Source organism: Ruegeria sp. AB11, from assembly GCF_056536325.1.
In genome coordinates this window covers 1,793,567-1,819,043 of sequence record NZ_JBQFJO010000001.1, presented here as the reverse complement: position 1 = coordinate 1,819,043, position 25,477 = coordinate 1,793,567, and the positions used below count along the sequence as shown (strand labels likewise).

Below are 25,477 nucleotides of genomic sequence, written 5' to 3'. Positions count from 1 at the left end.
TCCGGGTGACATCCGGGATTGACCACCCTATAAGGCGCGCAAATCCACATTCCTCAGGACACGCGACATGACAACGCTAGTTTTTGGCCATAAATCTCCCGACACCGATTCCACCGGCTCTCCGATCCTGTGGTCCTGGTATCTGAACGAAGTGAAGGGTGAGCAGGCCCAGCCTGCATTGCTGGGTGAACCCAACACCGAAGCGGCGTTCATGCTGGAACGCTGGGACCTGCCCAAGCCGCAGATCATCGAAGACGTGGCTGAAGATGCGCCCGTTGTCATCGTCGACACCAACAACCCGGCCGAGCTGCCCGCCAGCATCAACAGCGCCGACATCCGCGCGATCATCGACCACCACAAGCTGGTTGGCGGACTTGAAACCAAAGGCCCGATCGATATCACCGTGCGCCCACTGGCCTGCACGGCAACCATCATGGTCGACCTGATGGGTGACGATGCCGCCAAGATGCCTGACGCCATCAAAGGTGCAGCGCTGACCTGCATCCTGTCGGACACGCTGGAGTTCCGCTCACCCACCACCACCGCCCATGATCGTGCCGTGGCCGAGAAATTGGCGGCTGAGCTTGGTCTGGATGTCGCGGCCTACGCCGCCGACATGTTTGCAGCGAAATCGGATGTCTCGTCATTCTCGGACGCCGAACTGATCCGCATGGACAGCAAGGAATACGAAGTCGGCGGCACCAAGTTCCGGGTTTCGGTTCTGGAAACTACAGCACCCGGCGTCGTGCTGGATCGCAAGGACAGCATCGTAAGCGCGATGACCGATGTGGCCAAAGAAGACGGCGTTGATCAGGTGTTGCTGTTCGTGGTCGACATTCTGAACGAAGAGGCGACCCTGCTGGTTCCAAACGATCTGGTCAAAGGCGTCGCCGAGAAAAGCTTTGGCGCTACCGTAGACGGCGACGCGGTTGTCCTGCCAGGCATCATGAGCCGGAAAAAGCAGATCATTCCAAACCTCAAGGTCTGAGTTTAGATCATCAAAGGCGCCCGAACCGGGCGCCTTTCTTATTGCGAGGCTCTGCCTCGCGCTCCGGGATACTTGTGGCCAGATGAACAAGGGAATCCTATTCCCTTAAGCACGCCCAAAGCGGGACCTCTGGCAAATCTGGCCGGGCTCTGCCATAGGCTTGGTATCTTGCATTCCCTGTTCCACGAGGCGCGCCATGACCCAAATCGTTTCTTCACTTGCGGAAATCTCCGACAGGTACAAAGCGCTGTTCGTTGATTTGTGGGGGTGCGTTCACAACGGGATCACCGCCTACCCCGAGGCCGTGGCTGCCCTGCAAGCTTATCGGCAAAAAGGCGGCACTGTGGTTCTGGTGACCAACTCTCCCAAGCCCCGAGCCGGTGTTGCAGTGCAGCTAACGCAATTCAACGTACCTGCGGACGCCTATGACACCATCGCGACCAGTGGCGATTCGGCACGTTCTGCGATGTATCGCGGGACGGTTGGTCATAAAGTCTATTTCATGGGCGAATGGAAACGTGACGCGGGATTTTTTGAACCTCTGAAACTGCTGGATCATCCTATCCATATCGAGCGCGTGGCGCTGGACGAAGCTGAAGGCATTGTGTGCTGCGGCCCGTTCGACCCGATGGCAGACCCGGATGTCAACCGGCCCGACTTTCTATATGCCAAGCAGAAAGGATTGAAACTGCTTTGCGCCAACCCCGATATCGTCGTGGACCGAGGCGAAACACGCGAGTGGTGCGCAGGAGCTTTAGCCCGGCTATACAGTGAGATGGGAGGTGAAAGCCTGTATTTCGGCAAGCCGCACCCGCCGATCTATGATCTGGCACGACGAAGGCTGCAAGCAATCGGAGTCGACGCCTCGGATTCCGAGATACTGGCGATTGGTGACGGGCCGCAGACTGACATCGCGGGGGGCATGGGTGAAGGCATTGACACCTTGTTCATCACCGGGGGACTGGCCGCTGCTGAAACCAAAACCTCACATCACCCGGATGAGGATGCATTGCGGGTCCATAACGAAAAAGAACAGATCAACCCAACTTTCTCGATTGGCCGCTTGAGATAGCAAAAAAGACTTGATTTTCTGCAACTGCGAAGTAATAAAGTTGCCGACGAGCGGCAAATGATGGTCTTTTGTTGCTCTTTCGATCTCGGATGAGGGCAGCATGTTGGACAACCTTCCACGCGGAACGATTTGTATCGAAGACATCGAAATGGGCATGTCACGGCATCTGCGCAAAGTGGTGACAGATGAAGACATCGAGATGTTTGCCCAGGTGTCGACAGACCGTAACCCAGTTCATCTGGATGATGATTATGCCCGCGATACGATTTTCGAAGGGCGTATAGCACATGGCATGCTGACCGCTGGTCTGATCTCTGCCGTGATAGGAGAGCAGCTGCCCGGACATGGGACCGTATACATGGGTCAATCGCTCAAATTTCTGGCGCCGGTGCGTCCGGGGGACATGGTTTATGCCGAGGTCAAGGTGATCGATATCGATTTCTCCAAACGTCGGGTTAAGCTGGATTGTCACTGCGCTGTCGACGGTAAGAAAGTGCTGGTGGGTGAGGCCATGGTGCTGGCACCAAGCCGCAAGTTCGACTGATCACGCAGCTTAGCCGATCTGCCGCTTGAACCTGACGGTCAGTCCCGCTAGGCAATCCTCATGCAGATCATTCGTGACTTCCAGTTTGTCGAGCCAGAAGATCGTGGTGCCAGCGTCGCCATTGGAAACTTTGACGGCGTCCATTTAGGGCATCAATCCGTCATTGAACTTGCGCGCAATGCTGAATTGAACGCACCGCTGGGAGTCATGACCTTCGAGCCGCATCCACGAGAGTATTTTGCCCCAGAGGCTCCGCCCTTTCGTCTGATGCGCGGCAATGCGCGCGCGCACCGGCTGGAAAAGCTCGGCGTGCAGAAGCTTTATGAACTTCCCTTCAATTCGGCGCTGGCGGGAATGACCCCTGAAGCTTTCGCCAGAAACGTCATATGTGATGGTCTGGGGCTGTCTCATGTTGTCGTGGGCGCTGACTTTTGTTTCGGCAAAGGACGCAGCGGCAACCCTCAGGACCTGGTTCGCTTCGGCGAAGAGATGGGGTTCGGTGTAACCATCGCGCCCCTGTTGGAGCGAACCGAGAATGTGGTCTCATCCACTGCGATCCGTATGGCTCTGTCAGAGGGACGTCCGCGTGATGCGGCAACAATGCTGGGTCACTGGCATCGGATCGAGGGCGAGGTCGTTGGAGGCGAGCAACGTGGACGCGACTTGGGATACCCGACGGCCAATATGTCGATCGAAGGGCTGCACCCTCCGAGATTCGGTGTTTATGCAGTTCTGGTCGACGTCCTGGATGGCCCACATCAGGGCAGCTATCACGGGGCGGCATCGGTCGGGACCCGGCCAATGTTCCAAGGTGAGGTTCCCAACATCGAAACATTCCTGTTCGATTTCTCAGGCGATCTTTACGGCGCGACGCTGTCCGTTGGTCTGGTCGACTATCTGCGGCCCGAAATGACATTCGACGGCCTTGACGGGTTGATCTCGCAAATGGATGCCGATTGCGCGCGCGCCCGAGAGATACTGGCTAGTACATGACCACGGATCCAATCGATCGAGCTGGCCTCGCGCCTCGGTTCTGGGAACGCAAGCCACTACGCAAGATGAACCAGCGTGAGTGGGAGGCCCTGTGCGATGGCTGCGGCAAATGCTGCCTGAACAAACTGGAAGACGAAGATACTGGCGAGGTCGCCCTGACATGTGTTGCCTGCCGTCTTTTGGATGACGAAACCTGCCGGTGCACGCAATATGACATCCGGCACCAGTTCGTACCCGAATGCATCGTCATGACACCCGATAACATCGACAGTCATGCCTATTGGTTGCCCCAGACCTGCGCCTACCGACTGCTGTGGGAAGGCAAACCACTTTACGACTGGCATCCTTTGGTATCAGGTACGCCAGACAGCGTTCATACCGCCGGAGTTTCCATGCAGGGGCGAACCGTATCTGAATTCGAAACACCCATGGAAGAATGGGAAGACTACATCATCGAGGAGCCGAGCTGATGCATTTTGCCTCTGACAATTCCGGGCCTGTTCATCCCGAAGTTCTGACCGCGTTGGCCGAGGCCAATCAGGACTATCAGATGGCTTACGGCGCGGACACTTTGATGAACGAAGTCCGTGATCAAATCCGCGGGATCTTTGAGGCGCCCGGCGCGGCCGTCTATCTGGTGGCCACGGGAACAGCCGCAAACTCGCTGGCGTTGGCGACGCTGAGCAAGCCGTGGGAAACCGTATTCTGCTCACCCGTCGCTCATATTCATGAGGATGAGTGCAACGCGCCCGAATTCTACACCGGCGCAAAGCTAACACTGGTGCCGGGTGGCGACAAAATGACCCCCGAAGCGTTGACCAAGTCCATTGAGGGGGAAGAAACCCGCGGCGTACATGGTCCTCAACGCGGGCCTGTCTCTATCACTCAGGTGACCGAGCGCGGCTCGGTTTACTCGCTGGCCGAACTACAAGCCCTATGTGGTGTTGCCAAATCTTTTGGATTGCCAGTGCATTTGGATGGCGCTCGTTTCACCAACGCTCTGGTTGCCCTAAATTGCTCACCCGCTGAGATGACATGGAAAGCCGGTGTTGATGCGGTCAGTTTTGGCGGCACCAAAAACGGGCTGATGGGTGTCGAGGCCGTGATCTTCTTCGACGAAAGCAAAGCATGGGAATTCGAGCTGCGACGTAAGCGCGGTGCGCACCTGTTTTCCAAGCACCGTTACCTGTCGGCCCAAATGGCCGCCTACCTAAAGGATGACCTGTGGTTGAAATCTGCCCGCAAGGCCAATGCCAACTGCGCGCGCCTGGCGGACGGGTTGCGTGCACTCGGCGCAGAGTTCCTGCATGAACCCCAAGCCAACATGGTATTCGCCAGTTTCCCCCGCAACCAGCACAAGCGCCTGCACGAGGCAGGCGCTGTCTATCACCTGTGGGGCGATACGCTGGCGGGCGAAGACGATGACGAGAGGCTGGCCTGCCGCCTGGTTTGCGACTGGTCCATCGGAACCGAACAGATCGACCAGTTTCTAAGCCTTCTTTAGTCGGGCGCGCCTGCCCGGCTATTTCATCTCAGCGAGATGACGGTCTAGGTCGTCAAGACGGTCTTGACCCCAGAATCTTTGACCGTCCGGTGTGATATAGAACGGCGCGCCGAATACACCACGATCCACGGCCTCTTCAAGATTGGCGGCATAGGTTTCCGCACCTACCAGAAGACCGCTATCGGCAAGACTTGGATTAAACCCGGCCTGCTCTAGGCAATCGCGGATAACGCCATCGTCGGCGATGTCCTTTTCTTCTGCCCAGCACGCTCGCAGGAAAGAATGGCACAGCTTTCCGACATCCCCTGATCCATCCTGAATGGCCGCAATCACGGCATATGAGGAAGGCGCCATATTCGTAGGCCAGTGCGCGGGTTGCAGGTTCAGCGGCATGCTCAGATTACGCGCTTGGCGGACCAGTTCCTGCGCGCGGTATTCGATACGTGAGATATGTCGATCTTTTGGAGGCACTCCCCCGGTTCGGCCGAACAGAGCAATGATATCCAGCGGTTTATAATTGATCGTCGCACCATGCTTGGCTGCAATCTCTTCAAGTCGCATCCCCGCCAGGTAGGAATAGGGCGAGAGTGTCGCAAAAAAGTAGTCAATCTGGGCCATGTTCACTTTCTCCGCTGCGTTATCTTTGCGCGACGGTAGACCCATGCTAAGCGGTGTCAACATCACGAATCTGTCACATTGCCACTGCTGCCCGGGGAAAATCAGCCGATGCCGACACTTCACGAACCCAAGCTTATCGCTGGGAACGCCAATCTTCCGCTTGCCGAAACCATTGCCCGCCGCATGAGCCTGCATCGCGGCGTTGACCAGGGGCTGGTCGATGCGCGGGTCGAACGGTTCAACGACGGCGAGATTTTCGTCGAGGTGTTCGAGAACGTGCGCGGCGAAGATATGTTCATCATACAGCCGACCTCGAACCCGGCCAATGACAACCTGATGGAGTTGCTGATCATTGCCGATGCCCTGCGCCGTTCGTCTGCGGCCCGCATCACTGCTGTGATCCCCTATTTCGGCTATGCCCGACAGGACCGCCGCACTAAAGCTCGCACACCGATAAGCGCCAAGCTGGTGGCTAACATGCTGACTGGCGCAGGGATCGAGCGTATCCTTACGATGGATCTGCACGCCGCCCAGATTCAGGGTTTTTTCGACATGCCGGTGGACAACCTCTATGCCTCACCGATTTTTGCCCTGGATGTGAAGAAGCAATTCAAAGATCAGATGGACGATCTGATGGTTGTCTCGCCGGATGTTGGCGGTGTTGCGCGCGCGCGCGAATTGGCCAAACGTATCAACGCTCCGTTGTCGATCGTTGACAAGCGCCGCGAAAAAGCCGGTGAAATTGCTGAGATGACAGTGATCGGCGACGTCAAAGACAAGATCTGCCTGATCGTGGACGACATCTGCGATACAGCTGGTACACTATGTAAAGCTGCCCAGGTGCTGATAGATAATGGCGCCAAAGAGGTGCATTCCTATATCACGCATGGCGTCATGAGCGGACCTGCAGTTGAACGTGTAACCAATTCGGTCATGAAATCTTTGGTGCTTTCGGACACAATCCAACCAACAGCCGAGATCGAAAAGGCCGCAAATATCCGCATCGTACCTACGGCTCCGATCTTCACGCAGGCAATCCTGAATATCTGGAACGGCACCAGTGTGTCATCCCTGTTCGAGGATAAGACGCTGACTCCGATTTACGAGTCGCTCTATCACATGGACTAATCAGCAAAACTGCTGACCACAGCTTCTGCCATTTGAGATCATGACGGCCTACTACTCGGCGACCGTCATGATTTCATCCAACGGCTTTTTCATCTTTGCTACTTTCGGCACCTTCGCCACTTCACTCGGATGACCAACCGCAACGATCATGATCGGTTTTTCGTGATCAGGGCGATCCAATAGTTTATTAAGGAATTTCATAGGGTTGGGTGTATGGGTCAGGGAGACCAACCCAGCGTGATGCAATGCCGTTAGCAGGAAGCCCGTCGCAATACCTGTACTCTCGGGCACATAGTAATTCTTGAACCGCACCCCATCATCGAAATGGCCCCATCTCTGAGCGAATATCACAATTAACCACGGCGCATCTTCAAGGTGCGGCTTCTGGTCATTTGTTCCAATCGGTTCCAGCGCTTTCAGCCATTCATCCCCGGCACCGCCATCATAGAACTTGCGTTCCTCTTCTTCCGCTTCCTCGCGAATTCGGCGCTTCATCTCGGGATTTGAAATTGCGACGAAGTGCCAAGGCTGATGATTAGCCCCTGATGGAGCGGTTCCTGCGGCGCGAATACACTCTTCGATGACTGCGCGTGACACAGGGCGGTCCGAATAGTCCCGTACGGTATGGCGACGCTTCATCTTGTCATAAAATGCCAGCGCCTCACTCAACATCTCGTCATCCGACATGTCCATACGATCAGGCAGATTCAAAGCTTTGTATTCAATGTGCTCGCGTGAAAACACCGACAAGGTCCTCCGTATCCATCGCGCGTCGCAGGCGCTTTTTCCGTTATGGTACGGCTGTCAAAAAGGTGCAATCTCCTCTTACGTGCAATACGGACTCAGGAGATATTCCAATCATCCTCGTGCGCTACCTCGCCGATCGCTGTCCAGGATACCCGAATTCTAGCAATTCGCGTATCAGACCAAGTCCGAAACACAGCATTAAATCCCTCGGGGGTAATATCTTCTGCCTGCACTTCAGCTCGCAGCGCAGATGACGTATCCACATCCCAAAGCGCCACACCGATCTGCACAAATGGCACTGATCGAAACGCCTCTTTGAACCGAATGGCGGTTCGGCGTTCGCGCGCGCCTTGCCCGGTCCACATATCTCCACCGTCAGCGAAATCGGAAAACAAAACGGATTCGCCCTGATCAATACCGATGGGATGGGACAGAAATTTCTTCATCGTGTCGTCTTTTCTTTCAATTCCGGCACCTTACCCTGCACCTTTGACGAAATCACGACAAAAAAACGGCCCCGCAAAGCAGGGCCGTTTCGAATGGGTTGAGATGAACCTTTATAAGCTCATATGCGTTCCAAGGGCTTCCATATCAGCCAGCAACTTAGCTGCATCGTCGACTATGGATTGATCGTCACCCGCTTTCGCGGCCTCATGCGAGGCACGGGCTTCCGCGATCAGGTCATCCATATGCGACCGGGTCACTTCCGCGACCGGAATGGCTTTTTCTGCCAGAACAGAAAGGCCATCGCCGTTGATCTGGGCAAACCCGCCGGTGACCAGGTATTCGCTGGCTCCTGCAGGTGCCTCGACCTTCAGGATGCCCGGGCGCAGCGTGGTGATTGTAGGGGCATGATCGGGCATCGCCGTCATGTCCCCGTCCGCGCCGGGAATCTGGACCGCCGTCGCCTCAAGCGAAGCAAGGCTCCGCTCGGGGCTGACGAGGTCGAATTGCATCGTGTTTGCCATCAAGGATACTCCTTAGGCGGCTTCTGCGGCCATCTTCTCCGCTTTGGCGATCACTTCTTCGATGCCGCCAACCATCAGGAAGGCCGCTTCGGGCAGGTGATCGTATTCGCCAGCGACAACCGCTTTGAACGACGCGATGGTCACATCCAGAGGAACCTGAACGCCGGGCGAACCGGTGAAGACTTCGGCCACGTCGAACGGCTGCGACAGGAAGCGCTCGATCTTACGGGCACGGGCCACGGTCAGTTTGTCCTCTTCCGACAGTTCGTCCATGCCGAGGATGGCGATGATGTCCTGCAGCGACTTGTAGCGCTGGAGGATCTGCTGAACGTCGGTCGCAACTTTGTAGTGCTCTTCACCAACGATGGCCGGATCGAGCAGACGCGAGGTCGAGTCGAGCGGGTCAACCGCCGGGTAGATACCCTTTTCCGAGATCGCACGGTTAAGAACAGTGGTCGCGTCCAAGTGAGCAAATGAGGTTGCCGGCGCAGGGTCGGTAAGGTCGTCCGCAGGCACGTAGATCGCCTGAACCGATGTGATCGAGCCCGACTTGGTCGAGGTGATACGTTCCTGCAGGGCGCCCATGTCGGTAGCCAGTGTCGGCTGGTAACCCACCGCCGAAGGAATACGACCCAGCAGAGCCGACACCTCGGAACCCGCCTGTGTAAAGCGGAAGATGTTGTCGACGAAGAACAGAACGTCGGTACCGGATTGGTCGCGGAACTGCTCGGCCAGAGTCAGACCGGTCAGAGCAACACGTGCACGTGCTCCCGGAGGTTCGTTCATCTGACCGTAAACCAGGGCAACCTGCGATTCTGACAGGTTGTCCGGCTTAATAACGTTCGATTCGATCATCTCGTGATACAGGTCGTTCCCTTCACGGGTCCGTTCGCCAACACCTGCGAACACCGAGAAGCCCGAGTGCACTTTTGCGATGTTGTTGATCAGTTCCATGATCAGAACGGTTTTACCAACGCCGGCACCGCCGAACAGGCCGATCTTACCGCCTTTGGCGTAGGGGGCCAGCAGGTCAACAACCTTGATGCCGGTTACCAGAACTTCCGACTCGGTCGACTGTTCGTCGAATGTCGGCGCGGGCTGGTGGATCGCTCGAGCCTCGGTTGCTTCAACCGGGCCTTTTTCGTCGATCGGCTCACCAACCACGTTCAGGATGCGGCCCAAGGTGGCGTTACCAACCGGAACCGAGATCGGTGCGCCGGTGTCGGTGACGGCTTCGCCACGGACCAGACCTTCGGTCGCGTCCATTGCGATGGTGCGGACGGTGTTTTCACCCAGGTGCTGAGCAACTTCCAACACCAGGCGCTTGCCGTTGTTGGTGGTTTCCAGCGCGTTCAGAATTTCAGGCAGCTGATCTTCAAAGTGCACGTCGACGACGGCCCCGATGATCTGTGTGACTTTGCCTTTTGCATTCGCCATGTTTCGTCTCCGGTATGTCTCTACAGCGCTTCGGCGCCGGAAATAATTTCAATCAGCTCGTTGGTGATCACGGCCTGACGCGAGCGGTTGAACTGGATCGTCAGCTTGTCGATCATTTCACCCGCGTTGCGTGTCGCGTTGTCCATCGCGGACATCCGTGCTCCCTGTTCAGACGCTCCGTTTTCGAGCAGAGCCGAGAAGATCGCGGTCGCGACCCCCTTGGGCAGCAGGTCGGCCAGAATGGCCTCTTCGCTGGGCTCGTAATCGAACACGGCACCGCTGTCGTCATCCTCGGTTTCCTCGAACGAGGCGGGGATGACCTGCTGTGCCGTCGGGATCTGGGTCACAACGTTGACGAACTTCGAGTAGAAGATCGTGGCAACGTCGAACTCACCCCCGTCGAAACGTGACAGGACGTCCTTGGCAATGTCTTGCGCGTTGTTGTAGCCAATGCGCTTGACCTCACTCAGGTCGATATGCCCAACGAACAGATCGCCAAAATCACGCTTGAGCGCATCGCGGCCTTTCTTGCCGACGGTCAAAACCTTGACCGTCTTGCCTTTGCCGCGCAGCTCGTCCGCTTTGGCGCGGGCAAGCTTGGCGATGTTCGCGTTGAAGCCGCCACACAGGCCGCGTTCAGCTGTCATCACAACCAGCAGATGGACATCATCGCTGCCCGTACCACGGAGCAACTTGGGAGCGCTGTCGCTGCCCCCGACCGACGCCGCCAGCCCCGCCATCACGGCATTGAACCGTTCGGCATAAGGGCGCGAGGCTTCGGCAGATTCCTGGGCGCGGCGCAGTTTTGCAGCCGCGACCATCTGCATGGCCTTGGTGATCTTGCGGGTCGATTTGACCGACTCGATCCTGTTTTTAAGGTCCTTCAGACTAGGCATCGGAACCCCCTATCAAGCGAAGGTCGCGGCGTATTCGTCGATCGCTGCCTTGAGTTTGTCTGCTGCGTCACCTTTGATCTTCGGATCTTCGTCGGTAATCCACTTCAGCAGGTCAGCGTGCTTGCCGCGCAGATGCGCCAGCAGGCCAGCCTCATAGCGGCCAACGTCAGATACGTCGATCTTGTCGAGGTAGCCGTTGGTGCCTGCGAAGATGACGCAGACGATTTCGGCGTTGGTCAGCGGCGAGTACTGCGGCTGTTTCATCAGCTCTGTCAGACGCGCACCACGGTTCAGCAGCTGCTGAGTTGCGGCGTCGAGGTCCGAACCGAACTGCGCAAACGCAGCCATTTCGCGGTACTGAGCCAGTTCCAGCTTAACAGGACCAGCAACCGATTTCATCGCATCGGTTTGAGCCGAGGAGCCCACACGCGAAACCGACAGACCGGTGTTCACAGCAGGACGGATACCTTGGTAGAACAGTTCGGTTTCCAGGAAGATCTGACCGTCGGTGATCGAGATCACGTTGGTCGGAATAAACGCCGAAACGTCACCACCCTGCGTTTCGATAACCGGCAGTGCCGTCAGCGAGCCTGCACCGAAGTCTTCGTTCAGCTTCGCCGAACGCTCCAGCAGACGCGAGTGGAGATAGAAAACGTCGCCAGGATAGGCTTCACGTCCGGGCGGACGACGCAGCAGCAGCGACATCTGACGATACGATACAGCCTGTTTCGACAGGTCATCATAGATGATCAGCGCGTGGCGACCGTTGTCACGGAAGTATTCAGCCATCGCAGTCGCGGCATAAGGCGCCAGGAACTGCATCGGTGCCGGGTCGGACGCGGTCGCGGCCACAACAATCGAGTATTCAATCGCGCCAGACTCTTCCAGCTTCTTCACCAGCTGCGCAACGGTCGAACGCTTCTGACCAACCGCAACGTAAACGCAGTACAGTTTCTTCGACTCGTCGTCGCCTGCTGCGTCGTTATACACTTTCTGGTTCAGAATGGTGTCCAGAGCCACAGCAGTTTTACCGGTCTGACGGTCACCAATGATCAGTTCCCGCTGACCACGGCCGATCGGGATCATCGCGTCAACCGATTTCAGGCCGGTTGCCATCGGCTCGTGCACCGATTTACGCGGGATGATGCCGGGGGCTTTAACGTCTGCAACGCCACGTTTGGAGGCATTGATCGGGCCTTTGCCGTCCAACGGGTTGCCCAGACCGTCCACAACGCGGCCCAGCAGTTCATCACCGATCGGAACGTCCACGATCGAGTTGGTGCGCTTAACAGTGTCACCTTCTTTGATGTCACGGTCAGAACCGAAGATAACGACACCAACGTTGTCGCTTTCCAGGTTCAGCGCCATGCCCATGATGCCACCGGGGAATTCTACCATCTCACCGGCTTGCACATTGTCCAGGCCGTATACACGGGCAATCCCGTCACCGACGCTCAGCACGCGGCCGATCTCGGCCACTTCGGCTTCCTGACCAAAATTCTTGATCTGGTCCTTCAGGATTGCAGAAATCTCTGCAGCTTGGATTCCCATTTATCCGACCTCTTTCATTGCATTCTGTAGGGAGTTGAGCTTCGAACGGATCGAGCTATCGATCATTTTCGAGCCCACTTTAACGACAAGACCGCCGATGAGGCTTTCATCAACGGTCGCATTGATTGTTACGGTCTTGCCCACACGCTCGGACAGCGTCTTGGACAGTTTATCCATTTGAGTCTTGGTCAGTGCCTTGGCCGATGCGACATCAGCAGTCACTTCGCCGCGCTCATCCGCCAGCATGTCGCGCAGAACCTGTACCAGTTGCGGTACAACAAACAGGCGGCGTTTCTGCGCCATCAGACCCAGCGTATTGCGCAGGATGGCATGCAGGCCCATCTTGTCGGCAACTGCGGTGATTGCGCTTTCCTGTTCGGCGCGCGAAACCAGAGGCGATGCAATCAGGTCGCGCAATTCGGCGCTGTCGCCCAATGCTGCTGCCAGATCGTTGATTCCGGTTTCCAGACCTGCGAGGTCATTATTCTCTTTCGCGATCTCGAAGATCGCGGTGGCATAGCGCTCGGCAATGCCTGTGGAAATCGAAGCTGGTTCGGACACGTCCACCCTTCCGATATTTGAGGCCCCGATTTAGAGTAGCGGCCGCTACCTTGGGGCGTGAGGAAACCCCGTCCATTTAGGGCGGGGATCAAAATCACCGGGGATGTAGCAGAGGTGTTCCAACCAAGCAATACGCTATAGCGGTAACAGATTTATCCACAAATCCATATTTTTCATACACTTAAGCCAAGTGCGACCCTTTGGACCGATTGCGGCAGTTGAAAAATGTTACGAATATGCAGGTTTTTGCGATTCCTGTGACCTTTTTCCCGCATTTTTTCCATTCGAAACGCGCCGGATTGTCACGCAGGCTTCAACAAACCATCCAGCGCTTTGATCGGACGTTTCGCGGCGTCTTTGGTGACGTTTCCACTGGGTGGCCGGATAAGTTTGGTCGCCTCAACCATCAGTACCCCTCCGGCCATGACGGTTGGAATCCGCTGCCCAGTTTTTTCGATCAGGCTACCTGATTTCAGCCAAAACCGACGAAACGAGGGCGGAAGATATAGCGCCGAGCAATGGCTTTCGGGTACAAAGTGATGCGCGCGCAGTTGGTTCTCAAGTTGGGTTGTTGAATAGGGTTGCCCAAAGCCGAACGGCGTCCGGTCTGAACGCGACCAAAGTCCGGCCCGGTTCGGTACGACAAATAGTGCCCGCCCACCGGGTCCCAACACGCGCCAGCATTCTTCCAGCAACTGGCTGGGCCGGTTAGAGTTTTCCAAACCATGCATCACCACCAGTTTATCAACGTGACCAGTTTCGATTGGCCACATCGTCTCTTCGGTCAGAACCGAGACATTGGGCATTCCCGCTGGCCATGGCATTACGCCCTGCGGCCCCGGCATCAAGCCGATCACACGACGTGCATCTTTGAGGTAGGGCCGCAACAAAGGTACAGCAAAACCAAAACCTACTACAGTTTGCCCTTTGGCTTCGGGCCAAAGATCCACCAGTCGCCCACGGATCGCCGCTTGGGCCGCGCGACCTAGGGTGCTGCGATAGTAAAAATTCCTCAGATCCTGCACATCAAGATGCATTGCGGACACCCGGTCAATCGGCTTAGCTGGGCGCAGTCTAGCAATGAAAGGGCAAAAGGCCATGCCTCTTGAGATCGTAACCGTCCCCTGCTTGAGCGATAATTATGCCTTTCTCACCCACGATCCCGTCAGTGGCGAGACCGCATTGGTAGACGCGCCAGAATCCGCTCCGATTCTGGCGGAACTTGAGGCGCGAGGCTGGCAATTAAGCCACGTGTTGCTGACTCACCACCATTGGGACCATGTGGATGGGTTGAGTGGTATACTGGAAAAACAACCTGCGCGTGTGATCGGCGCAAAGGCGGATGAACACCGGCTACCAAAACTCGACCAGGCAGTTGTTGAAGGTGACACATTCTATATAGGCAGCGAACCGGTCGAAGTTCTGGATGTCCCGGGTCATACCGTCGGGCACATTGCATTCTACATGCCGCAATCCGGCGCAGTCTTTACGGCGGACAGCCTGATGGCTTTGGGATGCGGTCGGTTGTTCGAGGGCACGCCCGCACAAATGTGGGCCTCTCTCAGCAAGCTGGCGGCCCTGCCAGATGAAACAATCGTGTGCTCGGGCCACGAATATACGCAGTCAAACGCCAAATTCGCCCTGACAATCGATCCTGACAACCCTGCCCTGTTGGATCGCGTGGCCGATATCAACCGCGCCCGCGCTGCCGGAGAACCCACAGTGCCCTCAGTTTTGGGGCAGGAAAAGGCGACAAATCCGTTTCTGCGCGCTGCGGATCCGGTGATTCAGGCCCATCTGGGTATGAAAAATTCTGACCCAGCGTCGGTTTTTGCCGAAATACGTGCCCGAAAAGACCGCTTTTAGTGCCTTTCAAGCCCCTATCACGGCCACGGTCACAACAAATGTGACTGTCAAGTGAAAGAAAACCCTTGAAGCCGGGCCACGATCAACCAAACTCTAATAGTATGAGGACATGGTTGGGATGGGGATCCGGCCTAAGGCCCCCTTCCGGCCCAATACAGAGGAGCACCCGCGTGCCTTCATTCTCGAGCACACTTGAACAAGCCATCCACGCGGCCCTTGCGGCGGCGAATGAACGGCGACATGAATTTGCAACGCTAGAGCATTTGCTGCTGGCGCTGCTGGAAGAACCCGACGCGATACGCGTTATGAAAGCATGCAGCGTTGATCTGGATGAGTTGCGCAGCACGCTGGTTGAATTCATCGACGAGGATCTTTCGAATCTCGTCACCGACATAGACGGGTCCGAGGCCGTGCCAACGGCTGCGTTCCAGCGTGTCATCCAGCGTGCAGCGATCCATGTTCAAAGCTCTGGCCGCACCGAAGTGACCGGCGCGAATGTTCTGGTTGCTATCTTCGCCGAACGCGAAAGCAACGCGGCCTATTTCCTGCAAGAGCAAGACATGACCCGCTATGACGCGGTGAACTTTATCGCGCACGGCGTCGCAAAGGACCCGGCCTATGGTGAGAACCGGCCGGTGACAGGTGCGGATGAAGCCGAAGAAGAAGCGCAGACCACCTCTGGCGAGGCCGATCAAAAGGAAAGCGCGCTTGGCAAGTATTGCATCGATTTGAACGCGAAATCGCGCGCGGGAGATGTTGATCCGCTGATCGGACGCTCGGACGAGGTTGAACGCTGCATCCAGGTGCTGTGTCGCCGCCGCAAAAACAACCCCCTGTTGGTAGGGGACCCCGGTGTAGGCAAAACTGCCATCGCGGAAGGCTTGGCGCACAAGATCGTGTCTGGAGAAGCTCCCGACGTTCTGTCGGAAACCACAATCTACTCGCTGGATATGGGTGCCCTTCTCGCCGGAACCCGCTATCGCGGTGATTTCGAAGAGCGCCTGAAAGCGGTCGTCACTGAATTGGAAGAACACCCCGACGCGGTTCTCTTCATCGACGAAATCCACACCGTGATCGGTGCGGGTGCGACCTCGGGCGGCGCGATGGATGCGTCGAACCTGCTAAAGCCGGCGCTGCAGGGTGGTAAACTGCGCACCATGGGCTCGACCACGTATAAAGAGTTCCGGCAGCATTTCGAAAAAGACCGAGCGCTGAGCCGCCGGTTCCAGAAGATTGACGTGAATGAGCCCTCGGTCGAGGACAGCGTCAAAATCCTGCGCGGTCTGAAGCCTTATTTCGAAGAGCATCACTCGATCAAATATACTGCCGACGCGATCAAGACGGCCGTCGAACTGTCGGCGCGCTACATCAATGACCGCAAGCTTCCCGACAAGGCCATCGACGTGATTGATGAGGCCGGGGCGGCACAGCATCTGCTGGCCGAAAGCAAGCGTCGCAAGACCATCGGCGTCAAAGAGATTGAGGCCGTTGTCGCCAAGATCGCACGTATCCCGCCCAAGAACGTTACCAAGGACGATGCCGAAGTTCTGAAAGATCTCGAAACTTCGCTGAAACGCGTGGTGTTCGGTCAAGATGAAGCCATCGAAGCGCTGTCCAGCGCCATCAAACTGGCCCGTGCCGGACTACGGGAGCCTGAAAAACCCATCGGCAACTACCTGTTTGCTGGTCCGACCGGTGTGGGTAAAACCGAAGTGGCGAAACAGCTGGCCGATACGCTGGGTGTGGAACTGCTGCGCTTCGACATGTCAGAATACATGGAGAAGCACGCGGTCAGCCGCCTAATTGGTGCCCCTCCGGGTTATGTCGGGTTTGATCAGGGCGGTCTGTTGACCGATGGCGTCGATCAGCATCCGCATTGTGTGCTGTTGCTTGATGAAATCGAAAAGGCGCATCCGGACGTGTTCAACATTCTGTTGCAGGTGATGGATCATGGCGAGTTGACCGATCACAACGGTCGTACGGTGAACTTCCGCAACGTCGTGCTGATCATGACCTCGAATGCAGGGGCTCAGGAACAAGCCAAGGCCGCCATCGGCTTTGCCCGCGACCGTCGCGAAGGCGAGGACACTGCAGCGATCGAACGCATGTTCACGCCGGAATTCCGCAACCGCCTAGACGCCGTGATCTCATTTGCGCCGCTGCCGAAAGAGGTCATCTTGCAGGTCGTCGAAAAGTTCGTCCTGCAGCTTGAAGCTCAATTGCTGGATCGTGGCGTGACCATCGATCTGACCCCCCGTGCCGCCGAATGGCTGGCCGACAAGGGCTATGATGACAAGATGGGCGCACGTCCGCTGGGACGTGTCATTCAGGAGCACATCAAGAAGCCTCTGGCCGAGGAGCTGCTGTTCGGTAAATTGGCCAAAGGTGGCGTGGTCCGTGTTTCGGTCAAAAAAGGCGAATTGAGCCTTGAAATCCTGGGGCCCGATCAGCCACGTATACCCGGTGACAAGCCCCCGCTGCTGACAGCAGACTGACCTTAATCTTGAAACCTGCTTGAACGCCTGCCAACTTCATTTGGCAGGCGTTTTTCATTTGCATAAGTCGGCTGAGAACAGGTGCAGAATTGCGTAGAATCGGTGCGTTGATATTTCCCGGGTTTGAATTGCTGGATGTCTTTGGTCCGATGGAGATGTTCGGTCTTCTGGAGGACGATTTCCAATTGGAACTTGTCGCTGAAACCCCAGGGCCAATTCAAAGCAACCAAAGGCTGAAAGCGATCGCTGAACACTCGATCAGCGACGATACTCACTATGATATCCTCTTCGTCCCCGGTGGTGCCGGAACGCGCCGCGAGGTCGGGAATCACCGCCTGCTGGACTGGATCTCGACCAGCGCCGAGAAGATGGAATTTACCCTGAGTGTTTGCACCGGCAGCGCTCTTCTTGCCAAAGCTGGTGTTTTGGACAATCGGCGCGCCACCACGAATAAGGCTGCGTATTCGTGGGTCCGCACGCAGGGGCCAAATGTCAACTGGGTGCCTCAGGCGCGATGGGTCGAAGATGGCCCCTTCCTGACGTCATCCGGAGTTTCCGCCGGTATGGACATGACGCTGGGCGCTATCGCCTTGATGCACGGAGAAGACAGAGCCGAGGAAGTTGCCAAGTGGTGCGAGTATTCGTGGCACAAGGACAAGAGCCACGATCCCTTTGCCCGAATTCACAGGTTGGTCTGATACTCGTTTGCTGCTTACCGCTCAGTCAATTTCAACTCGATCCGACGATTCTGCGCACGGGCCTCGGGAGTGTCCGCTGGGTTAACGGGCTGGAATTCCCCGAACCCGTTTGCTGCAAGCCGATCCGGAGGAATACCCAGCGCATCAACCATATAGCGCACCACAGACAAAGCGCGGCCCTGGCTGAGTTCCCAATTGTCGCGATACCGTCCAGTACTCACAAGCGGTACATTGTCGGTATGCCCATCGACCCGGATGACCCAGTTCAATCCACCAGGGATTTCTGCGGCGACACTACGCAGAATATTGGCGACCTTGGCGACCTCTTGGCGGCCTTCGACAGACAACTCTGCCGAGCCTGTGGCAAAAAGAACCTCGGACGAGAATACGAATCTGTCACCCTCGATCCGAACACCTTCCTGATCGCCCAGCACATCCCGCAAACGCCCGAAGAATTCCGAGCGGTAACGTTGCAGATCTTCCGCCTGTGCTGTCAGCTCCTGGTTTTGACCGGCGAGTTCCTCGGCTTCGGCCTCAAGACGGATACGCTCGGCCTCTTCCAGCAACCTTCGGCGGCGCTCTTCCGAGGCCGCACGCGCGAGGGCTGCATTCAAATCCTGCCCCAGCGTCTGAATTTGAATTTCGGCTGCCGCATTTCGATCTTCATAATCATCCAAAAGCGCCTGCAATGATCCGAGCTGGCTGCGCAACGCCGACATCTGCTGATTCAACAGGGCGGTCTGCCGCTGCGCCTCTGCCGATATCTCTTTCTCTGACGCAAGTGTATCTTGTGCCAAAGCCAAGAGCGCGGCACGCTCGTCTGCGAGTGACTTTTGTTCGTCGACCTGTGCCTCAGCTTGCGTTTGTGCCTCTAGCGCAGCCTGAAGCTGAGCTCTTAACTCTTCGGCATTGATTTCGCCAAATTTCTGCTCCAACTCTGCCTGCGCGGCTCGCGCTGCGGCCAGCAAGGTCAGTGTTTCTTCGGCTTCCTTGCGTTGTGCTTCTAATGCGAGTGTCATCGCCGTCAGCTCGGCATCTGCATCCTGCAAACGATTGCGCAAGGTTTCCGCCGCAGCCGCCTCGGCCAGACGCGCGGCTTCTTCTTCGGTCAGTTGTTGCTCAAGCTCAGTGATTTGAAGGGCTTGAGCATCTTTGTTGGTTTCAAGGTCGGCAATCAAGGCCTCAAGCGCTTCGCGCCGTGCAGCGGCCAGACGCGCGGCTTCGGCTTGCGCGTCGATTTCCTGCCGACTTTGGGCAAGCGCCAGATTGAGGGCCTCTTGTTCAGTCAGCAGTTCATCACGCTGAGTTTCCAGCGCCGTAATATCTCCCTGTGCCCGTTCCTGATCAGCAAGTAATGCGGCGACCTGCGCCTCGAAGTCGGTGATGCGTCCTTGTGCTTGCGCCAAATCATCTTCGACCCGATTCAGGGTCGTGTTCAGCGTTCCCAACCGAGCTTGAAGGCGGCTGTTTTCCCGCTCTTCCAGCCCCAACGCCCCAGCCAGTGCTGCGATTTCGTCGGACAGCGCGGTCAGTTCATCCTCTTGCCCTGAAATGGTCTCGCGCAACACAAACTGGACTACCATGAAGATGGTCAACACAAAGGTCAAAACCATCAGCAAGCCGGTCATTGCGTCCACGAAACCGGGCCAGACCGAGCCCGAGAACCGTTGACCTGTGCGGCGGGACAGCGCCATCCGTTACTCTCCTTCCGGAGAGCTACGCACCGCGCCGCGTGGAAGAGTGAGTGCTTTGACCAGTAGCTCGAAGTCCTTGCGCAGCTCGTTCATGCTGTCCTGACGACCGGCGGAAATCTCTTCGAGAATACGCAGTAGCTGTACATCCATCGATCGCAGGCGCATCCGGCTTTCGGCATCGATCCCCTCACCCGCGCCGTGTTCGCGCATATGATCCAGCAGTGCATCTTGCCCAAGCGCCACACGTTCCAATGCCGCCGTAACGCCTTCGGTCTGGGCCTGCCGCTGGTTCATTTCCCCGATCACATCAACCAATTGACCCAATTTGGTTGAGACATTGATCCGGTCAACTTCTTGCGCCGAGAACATATCCTGCAGGGCATCCATCTGCTCGGACATCGCATCAAGAACCGGTGTCAGCACGGCCAGTTCTGCGCCCCCTTCATCACCCGCCGCAAATCCGACGCGGGTAATTGATGACAGCCATTCCTCCAACTCACGGTAAAAACGGTTCTGGCCATGACCTGCAAATAATTCCAGCAAGCCGACGATAAGTGATCCAGCCAGGCCCAGCAGAGACGAGCCAAAGGCAACACCCATTCCCTGCAGCTGTGATTCCAGTCCCGTCATCAGACGATTGAAGACGGCCAAGCCCTCCTCGCCTTCCTGAGGGTTCAGGCTGCGGATTGTGTCGACAATGGCCGGAACCGTTGTAGCCAGCCCAAAGAAGGTACCCAAAAGACCAAGGTAGATCAGCACGTTGGTGATATAACGCGTGATCTCACGCTCCTCCTCCACCCGTTCGGCGACGGAATCGAGGATTGACCGGGTTGAGCTGGAACTGATCTGAGACCGCGCACCCCGTTCACGTAGAAGCGATGCCAGCGGAGCCAACAATTGCGGCGGGCGCACATCGTCCCGCTCGACCCCGCCGATGAAAGCTTCGATCCAGCGAACCGAGCCGATCAACTGCGTAACTTGCAGAAAACAGGCGGCAACACCGATGACAAAGACGAGCAGGATGAATCCGTTAAGATACAGATTGGCTTGAACGACGGGCAGCACATAGGGCAGCGCCATGAACACGCCTAGCCCCGACAGCCCGATTGCAATCAGCATCATCAAGATTTGACGGATCGGTTGTGAGAAATGCGGTCTCACGCCCTGATGTGCCTGCGCCATGCGCGTGGCTCCTGGTATTGTCTGCTCTGGGCTGAACCTAACGAAGTTCGTCCCGCGACGCCAAGAGTTTATGCACTGATTGTCCGCACCCGTTGCGACAACCACTCAAGGTCCGGGTCGCGCAGCCCTATATCGGTCAGGTGCGACGCGGTATTATAGAGATACTCGGTATTCGGTCCGCGCCCGCCAACCGCATGGGCGATGATCTGGGCCTGCTCTTCCAATGGCAGGCCACCGCAATACTGAACATGATGCGCGTCGATTACGTAAGTCACTGCGTTCACGATCGTCCCGCAGTCCAGATGCACATCAAGCATTCGTTCAAGATATGCTGACGAGATCAGCTCGCGCTCGCGCAGCTCCGCCAAGGTGCGATCTTCATGTCCTGCTTCGACGGCCAGAGCCAATCCAGTGCAGAGCGCGTCGCGCTGCTCGTCTAGCGCCAGCACCAGGCCAGGATCTTCCTCGGTGCCGCGATGGTGGATCGAACGCATACAAAACGACCGGGCGTAGCCATGCAAAGTGGCACGTTCACTGCGGGCTACCGGGAAACCCGGATTCCACAGCAACGACCCATATCCGAATACCCACATCGTCATTGCACTGGTCCTTGCCTGTTTGGCCCTATAAACATCAAATCCGAGGCAGGAAAAAGGGCCATTCATCATGCGTCGCCTGATACGCGTTTTTGTATTTATCGCCCTTGCGTGGAGCGCGTATTGGTTTGTGGCCGGTTACGGGCTGCGCAACGCACTGACCGGTTGGTTTGACAGGCAGCAGGAACTGGGCTGGCAGGCTGACTTCTCAGACGTGACAACGGCCGGATATCCGTTTCAACACATCACGCGCCTAGACAACCCCGCTTTGGCCGATCCAGTTAACGGAACGGCATGGAGCGCGGATTGGATCGAATTCCAAAGCCCAGCAATCTGGCCTGGCCGTCAGATGCTGCGCTTTGCTAGCACACCACAGCGCCTGTCCTATTTCGACCAGACCACAACCGTTCAGGCTGAGGAGCTACAAGCCGAACTGCACCTCCAACCTGGCGTCGCACTGGTGCTTGAGAAAATGGCGCTGACTTCTGAACGCTGGTTGCTGACCACCGAAGGTGATCCGCAGGCTGGTGGTCAAACGCTGGGTCTTGTGATGGAACAATCCGGAGCACCCGAAAGCTATGGGATTACGGCAAATGTCGACGGATTTACACCTGGTGATGATCTGAGGCGTCTGATGCGTTCAGCCTCGACCCTACCGCAATCGTTCGAAACACTTGAGCTGGATATGTTTGTCACTTTCGACAAACCTTGGGATCGCTCGGCGCTTGAGCAGCGTCGCCCTCAACCCGTCGAGATCGACCTGCGTTTGGCAGAGGTGAAATGGGGAGAGTTGCGCCTGTTCGCCACCGGAGAATTGGATGTAGACGAACAAGGCATCCCAACCGGTGAAATCGCGATGAAGGCGGAAAACTGGCGCGATATGATCGCGATGGCAAATGCTGCAGGCGCACTTCCTGATCAGGCAGTTGATGCGGTGACCCGCGCTTTGGGGTTCATGGCCGGTTTGGGCGGCAATCCGAATGCGCTGGATTTACAACTGAATTTCCGTGACGGATTTGTCGCCTTGGGGCCTTTGCCACTGGGCCCTGCACCCCGGCTGGTTCTCCGCTAACGGCAATAAGTACCGCTTCGATACCGCGCAGTATCAAGGTGGAAATGATCCCGATGATAGCGATCCGAGTTTGGCCCCAGAACCGTGCCAAACGGCCCACAAGCGCCGCGCCAGACTTTGGTTAGTTGTTTCTTGGACGGATTCTTGCGCCAACCATCCAGGACTGTCACCACCTCACCATCCGCCATCTTGAAACCCGATATGTCGATGGCGCGCCCCTTGCCGTGTTCGGATATTCGCGCCCCTTTGCGGTTGTTCCGCGTTCGACAAGCGTAGTGCGCGGCGACCTGCAGTTCGACCACCGGACCACGTCGTTTGAACGTGGGTTTAACGGCTTTGTCGACCCATTTGTTCAGTGCCTGCGCTGTGCCGCAATCCATCGTTGATGGGCGGCTTAAATTGACCCCAGAAACCGACGTGATCTGAACCGCATCCTTGATCCCACAGGCTTTGATCTTGCCATTAACGCGCCCGACCGCCTTACCCTGAATGTCGATGTCACCGCACACCGAGGTTTTGCGCAGCTTGCGTTTCTTGAAGAGAACTTGCTGTTCCAATTGTTCTGGTCGAACAAATGGCCGGATCGAATTCTCTGGCCCCAAAAATGGGAGATCAACCGGTCGGGCCGCCGCGGCCGTTACCTGAGGTGAATCAGGCCTTAGGATGGGGCGGATGTTGGAAGTGACAACGGTTTTAACCACCTCGGAGTTCGCTGGGCGTGTCAGCGGAACAAGAGAGGCTTCAGGCGCAGCGGAATGTGAAGTCGTTGCCGTCAATACGACAAAACCTATCAATAAGCTGCTGCTCAAGCCTCTCATGTCGATGTCTTTCCCCGCCCAAAATCTGGTGCATCCGTGTCCTGCCCAGCATCGATAATGCCTCGGCGGATCGCTCGTGTGCGCGTAAAGTAGTCGAACAATTGCTCTCCGTCACCTGTGCGGATAGCCCGTTGAAGTGCAAAGAGTTCTTCGGTGAAACGCCCCAGAATCTCCAGCGTCGCGTCCTTGTTGGTCAGAAAAACATCGCGCCACATGGTCGGATCCGAGGCTGCGATTCGCGTAAAGTCGCGGAAACCGGCGGCCGAGTATTTGATGACTTCGGTGTCCGTAACCCGCCGAAGATCATCTGCGACACCCACCATCGTGTAGGCGATCAGGTGCGGAGCATGCGAGGTAACGGCCAAAACCAAATCATGGTGATCAGCGTCCATCTCATCGACATTCGAACCCATGCCTTCCCAGAAAGCGCGCAGTTGTGCGATTGCGCCTATATCCGAACCTTCCACTGGCACCAGCAGACACCAGCGGTTGTCAAACAGCTCGGCGAAACCAGCTTCGGGGCCGGAATGTTCGGTTCCGGCTAGAGGGTGGGCAGGAATGAAATGGACCCCATCGGGGATGTGCTGCGAGACAGCCTTGATTACATGACGCTTAACCGACCCGACATCCGAAACTGTTGCACCCGGCTTCAGAACTGGTGCGATATCTCCTGCCACGGCTCCCATCGCCCCAACAGGAACACAAAGGACCACCAGGTCAGCATCTTCGACTGCCTCTTGCGCGGTATCGCATACCCGGTCGCAAAGCCCGATACGACGCGCAGTCTCACGTGTCGCCTCAGATCGGGCATAACCGGTAACTTCGCCTGCAAGCCCGGCGCGTTTGATCGCCCAGAACATGGAGGAAGCGATTAGGCCCAGCCCAATCAGCGCCACACGGTCGTATATCTGGGTCATGCAGCGCCCCCTTTGAACGCGGTAATGGCTGCAACCACGCGGCGGCAGGCGTTTTCGTCACCTACGGTAATCCGCAGAGCGTTTGGCAGGTTGTAGCCCGCAACCCGCCGAACGATCAAACCCTGAGTTTTCAGGAAATCGTCACAAGCCTCAGCCTCGTTCCGATCAGCAAAGCGGGCGAGTACAAAATTGGTGCAGGAGGCATCTGAAGCCACTCCAAGCTTGGCCAGTTCCTCGGACAACCAAATGCGAAGGCGCGCATTCTCCGACTGGCAGAACCGCAAATATTCTTCGTCGCTTACAGCGGCTTCTGCGGCTGCCAGTGCGGTCAAAGACAGATTGAAGGGCTGCCGGACGCGGTTCAGCACGTCGATTATCTCTTTCGCTGCATAGCCCCAGCCAACGCGCATCCCCCCAAGACCGTACACCTTGGAGAATGTTCGGGTCATGATGACGTTGCTAAACTTGTCAACAAGCCAGGCCCCACCATCGAAGCCGTCGACAAATTCTGCATAGGCGCCATCCAGCACCATTAGGCAATCGGTGGGCAACCCCTGCGCCAACCGTTCCAACTCTGCGTCAGAAACCATTGTTGAAGTCGGGTTCCCTGGATTGGTTACAAAGACAATCCGTGTCCGGCCTGTGACCGCAGCGAGGATGTTATCCACGTCCACTCGACGATCCCGCTCGGAAACCATGACTGGGGTCGCCCCAGCCATGCGCGCGATGATTGGGTACATGGAAAACCCATGCTCGGTATAAATCACCTCATCGCCCGGCCCGGCATAGGCCTGCGCCACGAATTGCAGCACCTCGTCACTACCGACGCCGCAAATAATACGGTCCGGGTTCAACCCATGCTTTTCAGCAATCGAGTTGCGCAGGCTGGCGTGATCGGTGCTGGGATAACGATGCAGCGAAGCTGCGCTATCGCGCACGGCCTCGATTGCCTTGGGGCTTGGTCCGAAAGGGTTTTCATTGGAACTCAGCTTGATGACTTCAGCCACGCCCTCAACATGTGACTGCCCGCCCTGGTACAGTGCGATGTCCATAATGCCGGGTTGTGGGGTGATCTGGTTCATGAGGGGCTCCAATAACGTGGCCCCTCTTACCCTTCTCATCGCATTGAGAA

26 protein-coding genes are annotated in these 25,477 nt (G+C 56.8%); 11 read left to right on the top strand and 15 right to left on the bottom strand.

Annotation, left to right across the window (positions count from 1 at the left end):
* The first annotated feature begins 67 nt into the window (after positions 1-67).
* The 6 genes from ACR3EJ_RS09170 (at position 68) to ACR3EJ_RS09145 (ending at position 5,101) form a co-directional block, all read left to right on the top strand.
* The gene (locus ACR3EJ_RS09170) at positions 68-988 is read left to right on the top strand and encodes a manganese-dependent inorganic pyrophosphatase (protein WP_170541359.1); all 921 of its coding nucleotides are present in this window, start codon (positions 68-70) and stop codon (positions 986-988) included.
* Positions 989-1,184: 196 nt separating this feature from the next.
* Entirely contained in the window at positions 1,185-2,060 is an 876-nt protein-coding gene (locus ACR3EJ_RS09165) for a TIGR01459 family HAD-type hydrolase (RefSeq protein WP_170541362.1), read from the top strand.
* Between the two features lie 100 nt (positions 2,061-2,160).
* Entirely contained in the window at positions 2,161-2,604 is a 444-nt protein-coding gene (locus ACR3EJ_RS09160; RefSeq protein WP_010441772.1) for a MaoC family dehydratase, read from the top strand.
* Positions 2,605-2,664: 60 nt separating this feature from the next.
* On the top strand, positions 2,665-3,597 hold the full coding sequence (locus ACR3EJ_RS09155) for a bifunctional riboflavin kinase/FAD synthetase (protein WP_170541365.1): 933 nt from the start codon (positions 2,665-2,667) through the stop codon (positions 3,595-3,597).
* A complete protein-coding gene (locus tag ACR3EJ_RS09150; RefSeq protein ID WP_170541368.1) occupies positions 3,594-4,067 on the top strand; it encodes a YcgN family cysteine cluster protein in 474 nt (157 codons plus the stop codon). Before ACR3EJ_RS09155 ends, ACR3EJ_RS09150 begins: the two co-directional genes overlap by 4 nt.
* Positions 4,067-5,101, top strand: coding sequence for a threonine aldolase family protein (locus ACR3EJ_RS09145; RefSeq protein ID WP_170541371.1), 1,035 nt, complete (start codon positions 4,067-4,069; stop codon positions 5,099-5,101). Before ACR3EJ_RS09150 ends, ACR3EJ_RS09145 begins: the two co-directional genes overlap by 1 nt.
* A gap of 18 nt (positions 5,102-5,119) precedes the next feature.
* Here ACR3EJ_RS09145 and ACR3EJ_RS09140 read toward each other — a convergent pair whose 3' ends face one another.
* Complete coding sequence (locus ACR3EJ_RS09140; protein WP_170473013.1) at positions 5,120-5,719, bottom strand: 2-hydroxychromene-2-carboxylate isomerase; 600 nt, start codon at positions 5,717-5,719, stop codon at positions 5,120-5,122.
* Between the two features lie 108 nt (positions 5,720-5,827).
* Between ACR3EJ_RS09140 and ACR3EJ_RS09135 the strand changes: the two genes are divergently transcribed.
* Positions 5,828-6,847 carry a ribose-phosphate pyrophosphokinase gene (locus ACR3EJ_RS09135; RefSeq protein WP_010441767.1) on the top strand — a complete coding sequence of 340 codons (1,020 nt, stop codon included), beginning with the start codon at positions 5,828-5,830 and terminating at the stop codon, positions 6,845-6,847.
* A 51-nt stretch (positions 6,848-6,898) separates the two neighbouring features.
* Here ACR3EJ_RS09135 and ACR3EJ_RS09130 read toward each other — a convergent pair whose 3' ends face one another.
* The 8 genes from ACR3EJ_RS09130 to ACR3EJ_RS09095 all read right to left on the bottom strand — a co-directional run bounded on the left by ACR3EJ_RS09130 (position 6,899) and on the right by ACR3EJ_RS09095 (position 14,044).
* Positions 6,899-7,591, bottom strand: coding sequence for a nitroreductase family protein (locus ACR3EJ_RS09130; protein WP_170541374.1), 693 nt, complete (start codon positions 7,589-7,591; stop codon positions 6,899-6,901).
* Between the two features lie 98 nt (positions 7,592-7,689).
* On the bottom strand, positions 7,690-8,040 hold the full coding sequence (locus ACR3EJ_RS09125) for an H-type lectin domain-containing protein (RefSeq protein ID WP_170541377.1): 351 nt from the start codon (positions 8,038-8,040) through the stop codon (positions 7,690-7,692).
* A 111-nt stretch (positions 8,041-8,151) separates the two neighbouring features.
* Positions 8,152-8,562 (bottom strand): F0F1 ATP synthase subunit epsilon, encoded by a 411-nt coding sequence (locus ACR3EJ_RS09120; RefSeq protein WP_010441764.1) that lies wholly within the window; start codon positions 8,560-8,562, stop codon positions 8,152-8,154.
* 12 nt (positions 8,563-8,574) lie between these two features.
* Positions 8,575-9,999 carry a F0F1 ATP synthase subunit beta gene (gene atpD / locus ACR3EJ_RS09115; RefSeq protein ID WP_039537698.1) on the bottom strand — a complete coding sequence of 475 codons (1,425 nt, stop codon included), beginning with the start codon at positions 9,997-9,999 and terminating at the stop codon, positions 8,575-8,577.
* A gap of 20 nt (positions 10,000-10,019) precedes the next feature.
* Positions 10,020-10,895, bottom strand: a complete 876-nt coding sequence (locus tag ACR3EJ_RS09110) for a F0F1 ATP synthase subunit gamma (RefSeq protein WP_170541380.1) — start codon at positions 10,893-10,895, stop codon at positions 10,020-10,022.
* A gap of 12 nt (positions 10,896-10,907) precedes the next feature.
* A complete protein-coding gene (gene atpA / locus ACR3EJ_RS09105; protein ID WP_010441761.1) occupies positions 10,908-12,446 on the bottom strand; it encodes a F0F1 ATP synthase subunit alpha in 1,539 nt (512 codons plus the stop codon).
* Positions 12,447-13,007 (bottom strand): F0F1 ATP synthase subunit delta, encoded by a 561-nt coding sequence (locus tag ACR3EJ_RS09100; protein ID WP_170392445.1) that lies wholly within the window; start codon positions 13,005-13,007, stop codon positions 12,447-12,449.
* Positions 13,008-13,309: 302 nt separating this feature from the next.
* Positions 13,310-14,044 carry a class I SAM-dependent methyltransferase gene (locus ACR3EJ_RS09095; protein WP_010441759.1) on the bottom strand — a complete coding sequence of 245 codons (735 nt, stop codon included), beginning with the start codon at positions 14,042-14,044 and terminating at the stop codon, positions 13,310-13,312.
* A gap of 43 nt (positions 14,045-14,087) precedes the next feature.
* On the opposite strand from ACR3EJ_RS09095, the gene gloB reads away from it, so the two are divergent.
* The 3 genes from gloB (at position 14,088) to ACR3EJ_RS09080 (ending at position 18,066) form a co-directional block, all read left to right on the top strand.
* Positions 14,088-14,873, top strand: coding sequence for a hydroxyacylglutathione hydrolase (gloB, locus tag ACR3EJ_RS09090; protein WP_480422919.1), 786 nt, complete (start codon positions 14,088-14,090; stop codon positions 14,871-14,873).
* A 170-nt stretch (positions 14,874-15,043) separates the two neighbouring features.
* Complete coding sequence (gene clpA / locus ACR3EJ_RS09085; RefSeq protein ID WP_170541386.1) at positions 15,044-17,368, top strand: ATP-dependent Clp protease ATP-binding subunit ClpA; 2,325 nt, start codon at positions 15,044-15,046, stop codon at positions 17,366-17,368.
* Positions 17,369-17,457: 89 nt separating this feature from the next.
* Positions 17,458-18,066, top strand: a complete 609-nt coding sequence (locus tag ACR3EJ_RS09080; protein WP_170541388.1) for a DJ-1/PfpI family protein — start codon at positions 17,458-17,460, stop codon at positions 18,064-18,066.
* A gap of 14 nt (positions 18,067-18,080) precedes the next feature.
* Here the strand turns inward: ACR3EJ_RS09080 and ACR3EJ_RS09075 are convergent, their stop codons facing one another.
* The 3 genes from ACR3EJ_RS09075 to ACR3EJ_RS09065 all read right to left on the bottom strand — a co-directional run bounded on the left by ACR3EJ_RS09075 (position 18,081) and on the right by ACR3EJ_RS09065 (position 21,541).
* Positions 18,081-19,760 (bottom strand): peptidoglycan -binding protein, encoded by a 1,680-nt coding sequence (locus ACR3EJ_RS09075; protein WP_170541391.1) that lies wholly within the window; start codon positions 19,758-19,760, stop codon positions 18,081-18,083.
* A 3-nt stretch (positions 19,761-19,763) separates the two neighbouring features.
* A complete protein-coding gene (locus tag ACR3EJ_RS09070; protein WP_170473032.1) occupies positions 19,764-20,942 on the bottom strand; it encodes a biopolymer transporter ExbB in 1,179 nt (392 codons plus the stop codon).
* Between the two features lie 68 nt (positions 20,943-21,010).
* Entirely contained in the window at positions 21,011-21,541 is a 531-nt protein-coding gene (locus ACR3EJ_RS09065) for a gamma-glutamylcyclotransferase (RefSeq protein WP_170541394.1), read from the bottom strand.
* Between the two features lie 67 nt (positions 21,542-21,608).
* Here ACR3EJ_RS09065 and ACR3EJ_RS09060 point away from each other — a divergent pair, with 67 nt between their 5' ends.
* Entirely contained in the window at positions 21,609-22,610 is a 1,002-nt protein-coding gene (locus ACR3EJ_RS09060) for a DUF2125 domain-containing protein (protein ID WP_170541397.1), read from the top strand.
* On the opposite strand, the gene ACR3EJ_RS09055 is transcribed toward ACR3EJ_RS09060, so the two are convergent.
* Genes ACR3EJ_RS09055 through hisC form a run of 3 tightly spaced genes read right to left on the bottom strand, consistent with a single transcriptional unit; the run spans position 22,607 to position 25,427 of the window.
* Positions 22,607-23,428, bottom strand: a complete 822-nt coding sequence (locus ACR3EJ_RS09055; RefSeq protein ID WP_170541400.1) for an extensin family protein — start codon at positions 23,426-23,428, stop codon at positions 22,607-22,609. The genes ACR3EJ_RS09060 and ACR3EJ_RS09055 overlap by 4 nt on opposite strands.
* Positions 23,425-24,345: a prephenate/arogenate dehydrogenase family protein gene (locus tag ACR3EJ_RS09050; RefSeq protein ID WP_170541403.1), complete on the bottom strand. Its 921-nt coding sequence runs from the start codon at positions 24,343-24,345 to the stop codon at positions 23,425-23,427. The genes ACR3EJ_RS09055 and ACR3EJ_RS09050 overlap by 4 nt, the downstream gene beginning before the upstream one ends.
* Positions 24,342-25,427, bottom strand: a complete 1,086-nt coding sequence (gene hisC / locus ACR3EJ_RS09045; protein ID WP_170541406.1) for a histidinol-phosphate transaminase — start codon at positions 25,425-25,427, stop codon at positions 24,342-24,344. The genes ACR3EJ_RS09050 and hisC overlap by 4 nt, the downstream gene beginning before the upstream one ends.
* Between the last annotated feature and the right edge of the window lie 50 nt (positions 25,428-25,477).

What these genes read in the sequence shown, in the direction of transcription:
- ACR3EJ_RS09170 (WP_170541359.1), top strand. Translation starts at nt 68, where the DNA reads ATGACAACGCTAGTTTTTGGCCATAAATCTCCCGACACCGATTCCACC.
- ACR3EJ_RS09165 (WP_170541362.1), top strand. Translation starts at nt 1,185, where the DNA reads ATGACCCAAATCGTTTCTTCACTTGCGGAAATCTCCGACAGGTACAAA.
- ACR3EJ_RS09160 (WP_010441772.1), top strand. Translation starts at nt 2,161, where the DNA reads ATGTTGGACAACCTTCCACGCGGAACGATTTGTATCGAAGACATCGAA.
- ACR3EJ_RS09155 (WP_170541365.1), top strand. Translation starts at nt 2,665, where the DNA reads ATGCAGATCATTCGTGACTTCCAGTTTGTCGAGCCAGAAGATCGTGGT.
- ACR3EJ_RS09150 (WP_170541368.1), top strand. Translation starts at nt 3,594, where the DNA reads ATGACCACGGATCCAATCGATCGAGCTGGCCTCGCGCCTCGGTTCTGG.
- ACR3EJ_RS09145 (WP_170541371.1), top strand. Translation starts at nt 4,067, where the DNA reads ATGCATTTTGCCTCTGACAATTCCGGGCCTGTTCATCCCGAAGTTCTG.
- ACR3EJ_RS09140 (WP_170473013.1), bottom strand. Translation starts at nt 5,719, where the DNA reads ATGGCCCAGATTGACTACTTTTTTGCGACACTCTCGCCCTATTCCTAC.
- ACR3EJ_RS09135 (WP_010441767.1), top strand. Translation starts at nt 5,828, where the DNA reads ATGCCGACACTTCACGAACCCAAGCTTATCGCTGGGAACGCCAATCTT.
- ACR3EJ_RS09125 (WP_170541377.1), bottom strand. Translation starts at nt 8,040, where the DNA reads ATGAAGAAATTTCTGTCCCATCCCATCGGTATTGATCAGGGCGAATCC.
- ACR3EJ_RS09120 (WP_010441764.1), bottom strand. Translation starts at nt 8,562, where the DNA reads ATGGCAAACACGATGCAATTCGACCTCGTCAGCCCCGAGCGGAGCCTT.
- atpD (WP_039537698.1), bottom strand. Translation starts at nt 9,999, where the DNA reads ATGGCGAATGCAAAAGGCAAAGTCACACAGATCATCGGGGCCGTCGTC.
- ACR3EJ_RS09110 (WP_170541380.1), bottom strand. Translation starts at nt 10,895, where the DNA reads ATGCCTAGTCTGAAGGACCTTAAAAACAGGATCGAGTCGGTCAAATCG.
- atpA (WP_010441761.1), bottom strand. Translation starts at nt 12,446, where the DNA reads ATGGGAATCCAAGCTGCAGAGATTTCTGCAATCCTGAAGGACCAGATC.
- ACR3EJ_RS09095 (WP_010441759.1), bottom strand. Translation starts at nt 14,044, where the DNA reads ATGCATCTTGATGTGCAGGATCTGAGGAATTTTTACTATCGCAGCACC.
- gloB (WP_480422919.1), top strand. Translation starts at nt 14,088, where the DNA reads ATGAAAGGGCAAAAGGCCATGCCTCTTGAGATCGTAACCGTCCCCTGC.
- ACR3EJ_RS09075 (WP_170541391.1), bottom strand. Translation starts at nt 19,760, where the DNA reads ATGGCGCTGTCCCGCCGCACAGGTCAACGGTTCTCGGGCTCGGTCTGG.
- ACR3EJ_RS09070 (WP_170473032.1), bottom strand. Translation starts at nt 20,942, where the DNA reads ATGGCGCAGGCACATCAGGGCGTGAGACCGCATTTCTCACAACCGATC.
- ACR3EJ_RS09065 (WP_170541394.1), bottom strand. Translation starts at nt 21,541, where the DNA reads ATGACGATGTGGGTATTCGGATATGGGTCGTTGCTGTGGAATCCGGGT.
- ACR3EJ_RS09060 (WP_170541397.1), top strand. Translation starts at nt 21,609, where the DNA reads ATGCGTCGCCTGATACGCGTTTTTGTATTTATCGCCCTTGCGTGGAGC.
- ACR3EJ_RS09055 (WP_170541400.1), bottom strand. Translation starts at nt 23,428, where the DNA reads ATGAGAGGCTTGAGCAGCAGCTTATTGATAGGTTTTGTCGTATTGACG.
- ACR3EJ_RS09050 (WP_170541403.1), bottom strand. Translation starts at nt 24,345, where the DNA reads ATGACCCAGATATACGACCGTGTGGCGCTGATTGGGCTGGGCCTAATC.
- hisC (WP_170541406.1), bottom strand. Translation starts at nt 25,427, where the DNA reads ATGAACCAGATCACCCCACAACCCGGCATTATGGACATCGCACTGTAC.